This window comes from Sphingobacteriales bacterium (assembly GCA_016699615.1).
GTDB lineage: Bacteria > Bacteroidota > Bacteroidia > Chitinophagales > JADIYW01 > JADJSS01.
Window position 1 is genome coordinate 751,524 of the sequence record CP064984.1, and the last position, 11,856, is coordinate 763,379.

General features: G+C 31.8%; 13 protein-coding genes and 2 pseudogenes. 13 read left to right on the forward strand and 2 right to left on the reverse strand.

All coding sequences use genetic code 11. The features are described from left to right. Nucleotides 1-10: 10 nt before the first annotated feature. The 12 genes and pseudogenes from IPK18_03625 to IPK18_03680 all read left to right on the forward strand — a co-directional run bounded on the left by IPK18_03625 (nt 11) and on the right by IPK18_03680 (nt 8,503). Nucleotides 11-241, forward strand: coding sequence for a hypothetical protein (locus IPK18_03625; GenBank protein QQR98626.1), 231 nt, complete (start codon nt 11-13; stop codon nt 239-241). A gap of 191 nt (nt 242-432) precedes the next feature. Next, a complete protein-coding gene (locus IPK18_03630) occupies nt 433-1,149 on the forward strand; it encodes a hypothetical protein (protein QQR98627.1) in 717 nt (238 codons plus the stop codon). A 291-nt stretch (nt 1,150-1,440) separates the two neighbouring features. Further along, nucleotides 1,441-2,214 carry a hypothetical protein gene (locus IPK18_03635; GenBank protein ID QQR98628.1) on the forward strand — a complete coding sequence of 258 codons (774 nt, stop codon included), beginning with the start codon at nt 1,441-1,443 and terminating at the stop codon, nt 2,212-2,214. 311 nt (nt 2,215-2,525) lie between these two features. Next, complete coding sequence (locus tag IPK18_03640) at nt 2,526-2,810, forward strand: hypothetical protein (protein QQR98629.1); 285 nt, start codon at nt 2,526-2,528, stop codon at nt 2,808-2,810. Nucleotides 2,811-3,374: 564 nt separating this feature from the next. After that, nucleotides 3,375-4,613 (forward strand): DUF1399 domain-containing protein, encoded by a 1,239-nt coding sequence (locus IPK18_03645; protein ID QQR98630.1) that lies wholly within the window; start codon nt 3,375-3,377, stop codon nt 4,611-4,613. Between the two features lie 22 nt (nt 4,614-4,635). Continuing rightward, nucleotides 4,636-4,935: a hypothetical protein gene (locus IPK18_03650; protein QQR98631.1), complete on the forward strand. Its 300-nt coding sequence runs from the start codon at nt 4,636-4,638 to the stop codon at nt 4,933-4,935. Nucleotides 4,936-5,037: 102 nt separating this feature from the next. Next, nucleotides 5,038-5,283 carry an AbrB/MazE/SpoVT family DNA-binding domain-containing protein gene (locus IPK18_03655; protein QQR98632.1) on the forward strand — a complete coding sequence of 82 codons (246 nt, stop codon included), beginning with the start codon at nt 5,038-5,040 and terminating at the stop codon, nt 5,281-5,283. Continuing rightward, nucleotides 5,274-5,597, forward strand: coding sequence for a type II toxin-antitoxin system PemK/MazF family toxin (locus IPK18_03660; GenBank protein QQR98633.1), 324 nt, complete (start codon nt 5,274-5,276; stop codon nt 5,595-5,597). The genes IPK18_03655 and IPK18_03660 overlap by 10 nt, the downstream gene beginning before the upstream one ends. A gap of 271 nt (nt 5,598-5,868) precedes the next feature. Next, nucleotides 5,869-6,217 (forward strand): annotated as a pseudogene (locus IPK18_03665) (type II toxin-antitoxin system RelE/ParE family toxin). A 2-nt stretch (nt 6,218-6,219) separates the two neighbouring features. Next, the gene (locus IPK18_03670) at nt 6,220-6,543 is read left to right on the forward strand and encodes a helix-turn-helix transcriptional regulator (protein QQR98634.1); all 324 of its coding nucleotides are present in this window, start codon (nt 6,220-6,222) and stop codon (nt 6,541-6,543) included. A gap of 253 nt (nt 6,544-6,796) precedes the next feature. Further along, nucleotides 6,797-7,384: a hypothetical protein gene (locus tag IPK18_03675; protein ID QQR98635.1), complete on the forward strand. Its 588-nt coding sequence runs from the start codon at nt 6,797-6,799 to the stop codon at nt 7,382-7,384. Nucleotides 7,385-7,579: 195 nt separating this feature from the next. Beyond that, the gene (locus IPK18_03680) at nt 7,580-8,503 is read left to right on the forward strand and encodes a Dyp-type peroxidase (GenBank protein QQR98636.1); all 924 of its coding nucleotides are present in this window, start codon (nt 7,580-7,582) and stop codon (nt 8,501-8,503) included. Nucleotides 8,504-8,514: 11 nt separating this feature from the next. Here the strand turns inward: IPK18_03680 and IPK18_03685 are convergent. Continuing rightward, nucleotides 8,515-9,764, reverse strand: a pseudogene (locus IPK18_03685) (glutamate-5-semialdehyde dehydrogenase). A gap of 94 nt (nt 9,765-9,858) precedes the next feature. On the opposite strand from IPK18_03685, the gene IPK18_03690 reads away from it, so the two are divergent. Beyond that, nucleotides 9,859-10,851 (forward strand): MBL fold metallo-hydrolase, encoded by a 993-nt coding sequence (locus tag IPK18_03690; protein QQR98637.1) that lies wholly within the window; start codon nt 9,859-9,861, stop codon nt 10,849-10,851. On the opposite strand, the gene IPK18_03695 is transcribed toward IPK18_03690, so the two are convergent. Further along, nucleotides 10,841-11,776, reverse strand: coding sequence for a glycosyltransferase family 2 protein (locus IPK18_03695; protein ID QQR98638.1), 936 nt, complete (start codon nt 11,774-11,776; stop codon nt 10,841-10,843). The genes IPK18_03690 and IPK18_03695 overlap by 11 nt on opposite strands. Nucleotides 11,777-11,856: the final 80 nt, after the last annotated feature.

Sequence of the window (11,856 nt, forward strand, 5' to 3'; positions counted from 1 at the left end):
ATACCACTTAATGAACAACGATTCGGTTAAATGGGACATTGAACTGCTCGACAAAGTAGATGCAAAAATTGATTGGTCAGCACTTTGGAAAATAAAGACCATAAAATTTGACATTGCCTTTTCAAAAGATACGAATCCAAAATCGAATTTAGTTCCATCCATCTGTCCAAAAACATTGAATGGTCTAATGATTTACTTTCAGAATACGGTGATAAGTTTGATTGGAGCAAATGGCTTATAACAAAAGAACCACTTTCAACCATTGAAAATTTAAGAAGATATAAGGATATACTTGATTGGAGTTCGGTATCACAAAGAATAAATATTGACTTCACGGAAGAAACACTTCAAGAGTTTTCAGAAAAATGGGATTGGAAAAAGTTGTCAGCTAATAAAAATCTCCCGCTTTCAGTTGAATTTATTCAAAAGTATATGGAGAAGCTAGATTTTGACGCATTATCACAAAATCCAAAGAGTATAGAACTTATTTATAAATATCCTGCATCAAAGAAATGGAATTGGGATAAAGTAATTTTGAATCCTGCCATCAGCTATAACAAAGATTCTTTTGATTTTGTATTTAGCCATTACAAAAAACAGTATGAAACTAAAGAGTTTACAAATCCAATTTTGAAGAAAATGGCTTTGCCATCATTTCTATTTCGAGTATTTACTCGACAACAAAACGACATCAGTTATTTTTTGCAAGATGATTTCATAAAATATTTGCCTTGGGAAAATCTATGCAAATTTTGTAATACTAAATTGACGCTAGATTTTATCGAAAAATATAAAGAAAAATTGAATTTTAAAGAATCAGAGTTTATCAGGAATCATCGAGATATTATTTCAAAAGAGTTCATAGAAAGCAATATTGATTTATTTAATCCTACACACTACTCATTTTATTATCTCCCTCTGACAACTGATTTGTTGAATAATCTGAATGACAAAATAAATTGGAATAACCTTTCAAGTTGTGAAAAGCTAAATTGGACTTGGGATTATATTGACGCACATTATGACAAGTTCAACTTTTTTAGACTTTCAGAAAACAAAGGGATATATGACAAGCTAGTAATGGATAAAACAAGTAAGAACGGAGTATTTGAATTTCTTAACGATGAAATGACCAAGCAAAGAAAATGAATAACAAGCCACCCTATTTGCAAGCACATTGCCAAAGCCCCACAAGCCAACCCGCAAGGCAAAGCTTTGTCAAAGAGCTTGCAAAGCCAACGCTCAACCGACTGACAGACAAGACGAAAGAAGAACACCGAACCGATAACAGGCGTTTGGCACAATGGCGGGTTACGTGGTTAATTGAACATTCTACCTCGCATCAACTTTTGTGGTGTATTGACAATTCTGTGCTCCGAAATCCGCCACTGCGCCAAGCGCCAAAACGTTATGTGCAACCATAAAAAACGACAACAGTAAATGAATAGCAATCCAAAATATAAAATTGGCGAGACGATTTATCTAAGATTAGGTGCGAACTTGGAAGACGCTCGTTCTAAATACTTGGGACTTTTTCCAAAGTTTCTAAAACATAGACTTTATGCTGGATATACAGACCAAATAGTACTTAGAATGAAGCCAATGAAAATAGTTGGCTGTTCATACTTCCTTGACTTAGAAGAATATTATTATGAGTTACAAGTAGAAGTTGATGGAGAGACCTTTACAATAAGAAAACTTGAATCTTTTTTATGTCCTTTAATTGAATCAAGTGTCGTACCTATAACTGAACCAGATTACCCAATTAGTTATTGTGAAGAAAAAATATTAAAAGGAGACCATTTAGAAAGAATAAAATTTGCGAAGTTATTATACAACCCTCTTTATGAACCAAGTACCACTGAAATAGCAGTAAATTATTACATTGCCTTATCTAAGTTTGAAAAATTACTGAAGTATGGTCCTGCGAGCATAATGCCTCTTTGGGAGTATTTGGTTATCTGTTCAGACACAGAAAAAATACCTTACATATTCTATAGATTCAAACATCTTAGTGGACAGACTGAAATCCCTCTACTGCATTTACTCACGATTCCTGAATATGAGCATAGACAATATGTTTATGATATTTTAAGTGATATTGGTACAGAAAATTGTATTGAATATTTTGAAGCAATGAAACAACAAGACAATAAATATCAAGACAGAATTAGCGAAGGACTTGAAAAACTGAAAAGACGACACAATGTATAGAATGGCAGCACATAACAGGCGTTTGGCTCAATGGCGGGTTACGTGGTTAATTGAACTTTCTACCTCGCATCAACTTTTGTGCTGTATTGACAGTTTTGTACTCCGAAATCCGCCACTGCGCCAAGCGCCAAAACGTTATGGGCAAGTTTATGACACACCACTACGGGACAGGGCGACCACCACCGACAATACAAATTGACAGTTCTTAACTGTTATAAAAAATTATGCAATTAATTGTGGAGACTAGCGACCACAATAAAAACGGGGCGACACCGAAAAGCCAAACGAGTAGGAATTTTAAAATGAAAAAAATGAAAAAAGTATTCTTTATCGTAGCAATTTTAAGTGGTTTTACAGCTTTAACCGCTTTCACAACAAGTAATTTGAAAAGCTCAACAAAAACTGAAATTTCTAGCAATAGTGACTTTTGTGATGGCTGGGAAGACGGATATTGTGAAGGTTGGAAAGATGTAAAAGGTTCAATGGCACTTTGTCCACTTACTCCTTTATGTCCTTTGCCAGAACTAGGACAAGACACATACAGAGGTGGTTATAATCGTGGTTTTAAAGCAGGTTCAAGGGCTGCACAAAAATAATTTAACAAATGAGTTAAGTGTGGTGGCATCGCCACTGCACTTAACTTTAACAAATTATGACAGTCAAAAAATACAGAATGGGAACATTAAGAAATATTAAAATTGAATTGATAACTTTACAAAAATAAAACTATAAAATCATGGGAATTAAACCTGGACCAAAAAAAATTGCTGAATCTACTGGTAAACCAGACAAGAGACAGAGAGATAATAAAGAAACTCCTAAAAACATACCTACCTTAAAGCCTCATAAGCATAAAAAAGGTGATTAAAGAATAGGTTTCACAATGTGAAGACAGCACAAAGGAAAGGACAAATCTAAATAAATAGACAAGAAAAAAACGAAAGACGAATAAAACCAGCCCATAACAGCACATTTGCAATAGGCGGGTTTTCGTGCATCTATAACAATGAAGTGCTAAATTCAAGCTATGTGCATCTAATGAAATTTAGTGCTGAAAATCCCCGCCTTCGCAAAGCGGCAAAACGATGTGCAAAAGTCTTCGCTACGCTTCGCCTTTTGCACATCGTGCGGCGGATTACAGAGACACCCTACAATTCAAAATGAACCAAGAACTTTGGAATAAAATATTAGCCTTTGATTTTGACAATCCACCAAGCGAGTATGGATTTTCAACAAGACTTGCCAACGAAAACTTTTGGACAAAGGAGTTTACAGACCAAGCGATTTTGGAATACAAAAAGTTTATGTATTTGGCTGCAACTTCTGACTTTATGGTTTCGCCATCTGAAATTATTGACAATGTTTGGCATCAACACCTAATTTTCACCCAATCTTACCAAGACTTTTGCAACATTATTGGTAAACAAATACAACATATTCCTTCAACTCATAACAGAGAAGAATTTGAAAAATTTAAGCAAGCAAAAGAACGAACTATAAAATTCTATGAAAGAGATTTTGGCAAACAACCTAAAAATATTTGGACTTGCAACGATATGTTTGAAAGCCTAAATCTTGAAAAAGCAAAATTTAAATTAAGAACATTCATAATCATTGGAATACTCGCCTTTATTAGCCTAACTGTTCCTGCGTATTTTCTTTTGAAACCAATTTATGTTCAAATTGACAATCCATATTTTATTTTTGCTTTTATTGCATTGACGGTTGCAACTTTATTGACACTTGAATTTTACAACAAAACAAAACTAAAAAATATCGTTTTACGTTTTGACGAAACATCTTTTACTTACAATCTTCAACCTTTTGAACTCGTTTATTTAAAGACACAAAAACTTGGCAATGTTATTAATGGAACAGTAAATGAATTGGTGGACAATGGAACAATTAAAGTTAACGAAGACAATACTATCGAACTTGCGAAAAGTAATGCGACAATTAATAATTTTCAACTTCAAGTAACTTCTGTATTGACAGAATTAGGAACAACTTACTATCCTAATCTTTTGAGAAAGTTAGCGACAAAGCCAATATTTTGGAACATTCCAAACAGTATGGACGCATTTAGAAAATATTTCAACAAGTCCAAGAAATTTGGTATCCTATTCTATACAAACTTTGCAATATTGACTTTACTTGTTTTGCTTTCATTTACAAGAATTGTGACAGGAATTTTAAGAGATAAGCCAGTTTCTCAAATTGTAATTGCGACAATTGTTTTAGTAATTATTACAGTAGTTTTTTTACAACGACTGACAAAGCAAATTTCAACAACAATAATTCCTGACTTATACAAAAACGACATTTTACCTACAAGACAAATTGAAAATAATTGGCAGTGGACTTATTTTTTATTAGGTACAGCAGTTTTGACAACTTAATTTGTACCATTAGTAAACTATATTGACAAAAATAATAACAACGGAAGCTGTGGAACTTCTTGTGGCAGTAGCTGTGGAAGCAGTTGTGGCAGTTCTTGTAGTAGTTGCGGTGGTTGTGGTGGTGATTAAAACTGAAAACAAAATGACGACAAAAAAATACTACGCACAACAGTGGTGGCAGTTGCACAACGTGGTATTTTTTGTGGTCGTTTTACATAACTTAAAGGCGACATTTGGACAGACACGCAAACTTTGGACGAAATCAAAAATTGGTGCCTTGAAAAGTTGCTTAAATTCAAACAAGTTTTTGACGACAAACTAAAACGAGAAACAGGAAACAAAGAGTATTGAAAAAAATATCTTCCGCCAAAATTTGTTTTTTCAAGAAAAAAGTAATTACTTTGTAATTACAAAATAGATTTTTATGGAAGTTCAAGTAATCAATATCGGAAACTCAAAAGGCATCAGGTTGTCAAAATCAATTTTAGAGCAGTATAACATTAGCGATACACTTGAATTGATTTTGGAAAAAGGTAGAATTATCCTGAAACCAAAATCAGTACCACGAAAAGGTTGGGAAAAGTCGTTCAAGCTTATGCACGCAAACGGAGACGACAAATTGCTAATTGACGACATTTTTGAAGACGAAACTTTCGAAGAATGGAAATAAAGCAATACGAATTGGTTTTGGTAAATCTTGACCCAACCATAGGAAGCGAAATGAAAAAAACTCGTCCTTGTGTTGTTATTTCGCCAAACGAGATGAACAAATATCTTCAAACGATAGTCGTTGCACCGCTTACAAGCAGTTCAAAGCCATATCCGACAAGAGTTGAAATTAAACAAACCAAAACAAAAGGTTGGGTAGTTTTAGACCAAATCAGAACGGTGGACAGAACAAGAGTTATCAAAAAGTTAGGCAACCTTACGACAACAGAAATTGAAGCTGTAAAAACCGTGATAACGGAAACTTATGTTGAATAAAAAAACGCCACATAACAACGGTGGCAGTTGCACAACGTGGTATTTTTGGTGGGCGTTTTACATAACTTATATATAATATATTATTAGTATTAATATATTGTTGCTTTCTTTCTTTTTGTTATCTGGTATCTGGTGGCGCTTATTATAAAAACATAGGCTTCAAACGGTGTAAAAGTCTTCGCTACATTCGACCTTCAAGTTAAATTTTAACTATAAAATTAAATAATTTATTTCCCAATCGGGAAATTATTATCTTTGTCAAAAATTATGAATGAAGCCTAAATTTGATATTGAATTATTACCCGATGCAATTGAGTTTTTAGAAAACCTTGACGATAAAACAAGAGAAAAAATATATTACAATATTAGAAAAGCTCAATTCTTAAATGACAATGAACTCTTTAAAAAATTAAATGATTTCATTTGGGAATTTCGTACTTTATACAATAGCAAAGCGTATAGACTTTTTTCATTTTGGGATAAAGTTGAGGGTAAAGAAACTCTGGTTATTGCAACACATGGAATTCTAAAAAAGACGCAGAAAACTCCGCCAAAAAGAAATCAAAAAGGCTGAAGATGTGAGAAAACAATATTTAGAAAATAAATTGAAAAATAAATAATTATGGTAAAAGATAAATTTAAAACCGTTTCGCTTGATACAATGATTGACAAACATATTGGAAAGCGAGGAACAGAAAAGCGTGAAGCCTTTGAAAATGAATTAAGAATTGATTTATTAGGACAGGCAATAAAAGAAGCAAGAAAAGAACGTAACCTAACACAAGAAGAATTGGGCGAACTTGTAGGTGTTCAAAAAGCTCAAATTTCAAAAATTGAAAACAGTGTTAAAAATGCACGATTCGAAACTATTATGAAAGTTTTTGAAGCTTTGGGAGCGAAAGTGAATTTTAACGTGGAACTGAATAACAGAAAACTTGCGTACTAAAAAAGTATGCCGAACGCACAACATCGGTGGCAGTTGCACAACGTTGTATTTTTTGTGGTAGTCTTACATAATTTATATATCATATATTATTGGTATTAATATATAGCTATTTTCTTTACTTTTGTTCTCTGGTATCTGGTGGCATTTCTAATAAAAAATACACTTGCAAACTTCGTTTGCAGTTCGTAACTTAGCAAATCCGCCGCACGTTAGCAGTGACTTTAAAAAGCACAGCAGAAAATAATAGCAGACAATGACAGATAATTATCTTCAACCCTTAAACGTAAACTTAACAGGTGAGATTAGACATCATTATGAAGAAAAAAGTGTTTTGCGTGCACACGAGTTAGTAATTAGACCTTTGTTGGACAAATCAGACGAAGTATTTGTCTATAACGGACGAAAAGACGAATTCTTCTTATATGGCAAAATGAATTATTCAATAAAACTCGCAGAAATCAACATACTCATAAAAGATAAGGGAAAATATAAATTTGACAAGACGAAGGAATGTATTTTAGGAAATGAATACTTATGGAATGCGACAACTTGGAAACGTGGCTCAATAGTATTTATATTAGAAAATGAAAAAATTGACTTTTCAAAACTGTTTAAGAATACGTATAGACCTAGAATATCAACAACACCAAATTCAGGAAACAACTCTTCTGCAACTAAAAAATGTAGAGAAGAAGCAGAGAACGGAAAAATTGCAATTTGCCTTCCTGCATCCAACGGACTTGAATGGATGTCAATTTACGCAAAGGGAAAGCTATTTCAGGACATTGTAGAACAAGCAGAAATAAATTGTAATGAACAAGATTATTATAAACTAAAATAATAATACCAGCCGCTAACATCAGTGGCAGTTGCACAACGTGGGTTTGCCATTATTTTCTTTTGATGATTTGTGTCTAATAAAACAAAAAAAGCAACATTAGTTATTATTTATTTCATTATTAATTTTACATATAGTTCCATAAAAAAGCTACATATATTTTTTATATTTGACAATCAAATTCTTAAATTATTTTATATGCAAACAAATTCTCAAGATGTATTGAGTACGCCCAATAACAATACAATTTTTATGGTATGGAATTTTAAAAATGGTGTAGATTGTATTGATACTTTTAAATCTATTTGTGCTTTAGTAATTAATTTGAATAATACAGCGAATACTCGTTTTCCTGACAAAGCAACTAGTGTTGTTTTGGGTATTGGTTTTGATGCATGGAAAAAATTAGATTTGTCCAAACCATTGCCAAAAGAGTTTGTAAAATTTGAGGCAATTGAAGGCACGAAACATACTGCGGTTTCTACACCTGGTGATTTGCATTTCCATATTAGGTCTGAGATAAAAAGTTATTGTATAGATATTGCTCAAAATATTGCTGATGCATTAAATAATGTTGCAGATTGTATAGAAGAAATACATGGTTTTAAATATTGGGATGGCAGAAGTATCTTAGGTTTTGTTGATGGCACCGAAAATCCGAGAGGCGAAGACAGAACATTCTTTGGCATAATTGGCGATGAAGATAAGACATACAAAGGTGGTAGCTATTTGTTTGTTCAGAAATACAAACATGATATGAATGCTTGGAAAGCTCTTCCAGTACAAGCGCAAGAGAATGTAATAGGTAGAACAAAGGCAGATGATATTGAAATGGATGATGATACTAAGCCAAGCAACTCGCATGCTGCATTAGCGAATGTGGGCGATGATTTAAAAATTGTACGTAATAACTTGCCTTTCGGAAGTATTGCAAACAACAACATGGGTACTTATTTTATTGCCTATGCAAGTAAATTTAGTACAATAAAACTAATGTTGGAAAATATGTATCTTGGAAATCCAAAAGGAAACTACGATAGAATCTTAGATTTTAGTACAGCCGAAACTGGCACGTTATTTTTTGTACCAACAATAAATATGCTAAAACAATTTTCTGAATAGTAAAATATTATTTATCTAATTTGTCCACTGCCTTTTACTATCCATTTTTCTGTAATTAATTTTTCCAAAGCAAATGGACCACGTGCAATGATAGTTTTTGTGTAGAAATACCTATCTCCGCTCCTAGTCCAAATACGCCACCATCTGTAAATCTTGTTGATGCATTTGAATACACTGCTGCGGCATCTACATCATTTAAAAACAATGTTATTTTTTCTGCATCTTCACTTACAATGGCTTCTGAGTGTTTGGAAGAATATTTTCTAATATGTGAAATTGCTTCATCAATATTTTCTACACATTTTATAGAACATTTCTGACTTAAATATTCCATTCCAAAGTTTTCTGCTGTTGCTGTTTGTAGATATGGATAATTATTTTCTTTCAAAATATTATAAGCCATTTCATCTGCAAATACTTCAACATTAAATTCTAAAAATCCTTGAATGATTTTTGGCAAAAATGCATTGGCAATTTTTTTATCAACCAACACAGTATCTAATGCATTACAAACTGATGGTCTGTGCGTTTTAGCATTCACTACAATTTTTGCTGCATTGTCTAAATTTGCTGTGCTTTCTACATATGTGTGGCAAACACCAGCACCCGTTTCTATAGTAGGAACTTTTGCATTGGCACGCACAAAATCTATTAATTGTTGTGAGCCACGTGGAATTATAATATCTACATATTGTACTGCTTCCAATAGTTCTTTTACAAATTTTCTATCTACAGGCAAAAGTTGAACTATGTCTTTGTCTAAATTATTTTTTTCTAATGCTTGATGTATAATCTGTACTAATACTTCATTTGTGTATTCTGCATCGCTTCCGCCTCTTAAAATTACTGCATTTCCAGAACGTACGCACAATGCAGCTACATCTATAGTTACATTTGGTCTAGCTTCATATATAACACCTACTACACCTAATGGCACTGTTATTTTCTGAATAGTAAGTCCATTTGCAATTGTAGTATTGTATAAAATTTTTCCTGACGGATCATCTAATTTTGCAACATCAGCAAGACTTGAAGCTAAATCATTAATTCGAGCATCATTTAACAACAATCTATCTTTTTTAGGATCATTGTCATCCATTTTATCAAGATCTTTTTTGTTTTCTGCAATGATATTTTTTGTATTATCAGTTAATAGCTGAGCTAATGTAGCTAAGAAACTCACTTTCTCTTCATTAGTTATTTTTTTTGCACTTATGCTAGCTGATTGACTTTGTTGTAATATTGGCAATATAGTTTCCATTTACTTACTTATTATTTTATGTGTTTATAAATTTAAGTATTATTTGACAATAAAAATTTAAAATACTTATTTAACTTTACTTTACTAATCTATTATGAAACGAATATTTTACTATATATTTATAATAATATTTATTATAATAAGTCTAGCATTATTAAAGTATCTAACAATTGGGAAATCAATAAAAAAATATAATATTGATGAATATTTTGCAAGTAATAACAACAAGCATGATAGTGTACAAATTACATTTTTAGGTACATCTTGTTTTATATTTGAATATCAAAATAAAAAACTAATCACTGATCCGTTTTTTAGTAATCCTGAGTTTTTAAAAGGCTGTTTTGCAAATACTACTTATCCATCATTAGCTATGTATTTAGACAAATCAGTTTATAATAATCCTGATATGATTGTAATATCGCATGGACATTATGACCATTGTTTAGATATAGAAAATTTTCTATCATCAGATAAACAGACAACAATAGTTGCTGAAAAGCATATTACAAATGAGATAGCATCGGTACAAAAAAAGTTTAATGTAAGTTTTGATACTGACATGAGCGAAATTTTTAGATATAGTGCTGATAGTACATTTAGAGTATTGCCAATAGAAAGTACACATAGTCCACATTTTGCAAAAGTTACTCTGTTTAAAGGAGAATATAATAAACCTTTAGAACAATTTCCAGATAGATTGTATAAATGGAAACTACATACTTGTCACTCTTATTTAATTGATATTTTAGATAATAATAAAATAGTTTGTAGAGCATTATTTGTATGTGGTAGTTTAAATAACAATAGTATTGCTACAATAAAAAATTTATGTGCCAATCATCCAGCTGATTTACTTTTAGGTATTTATTGGAAAGATAAAATTTGTAGTAAAACTTTAGCCAATGCATATCATGCTTCAAAGCCTGAGCATGTAATTTTACATCATTGGAATAATTTTTTTAAAGCAACAAATAAAGGCGTAGAAGTGTTGCGCACAGCATCTATAGAAAAATCAATTAAAAATCAACATGAATTGGGAATACCATCTACGATAATGCTGCCTATGAGTAGTATTATTTTTTAGGCTTTTCGATATTGCTTTCTTTAACAATATACTGTGGTCTATTTTTTACATTATCTAAAATACGTGCAATGTATTCACCAATAATTCCAATACAAATTAGCTGAATGCCACCTAAAAACAAAACACTCAACATGATGGACGACCAACCTTGTATCGTATTTTGATTTGCATATTTTTGGTACAATGTATATATTATTATTACAAAAGCAAACAAAGAAACTGCAAATCCTAAGTAAGTCGCCAAACGTAATGGTGTGTTGGAAAATGAAACAATGCCATCGTATGCAAATTGAAACATCTTTGCATATGAATAATTGGTAGAACCACTATGCCTTCCCATTCTTTCGTATGGAACACCTGTTTGTTTGAATCCTGCCCAAGCAATTTGTCCTCTCAAAAATTTATTATGTTCAGGCATACTACATATTACATCTCTTATTTGTTGTGTAATAATTCTATAATCGCCTGTATCAACTGGAATGTACACATCAGACATCTGATTGATGAATCTATAGAATGATTTTGCTGTAAATAATTTCAACCAAGTTTCATCTTTTCTATATGTTCGTTGTGCGTACACTACGTCGTAGCCTTCCTTTATTTTATGATATAAATTTTTGATTAATGCTGGTGGATCTTGTAAATCTGCATCTATAATGACAATATAATTTCCTGTAGCATATTCTAAACCAGCGAAAACAGAAAGTTGGTGTCCAAAATTCTTACTAAAATCTAGATATTTTATATATGAATGTTGTGTTGCTAATTCTTTTATAATATTAATTGATTGGTCTGTGCTGCCATCATTAACAAATACTATTTCAAATTCTACCTCAATATTTCTTAATACATCACATAATTCTTGATGCAAAGGAATAATATTGCCTTCTTCGTTGTGTACTGGAACTACAACAGAAATCTCCATTTTGCAAAATTACAAAAAAATACACAATCTACATTAATAGTAATTTAATATACAGCATGAAACATTATTAGTTAATCTAT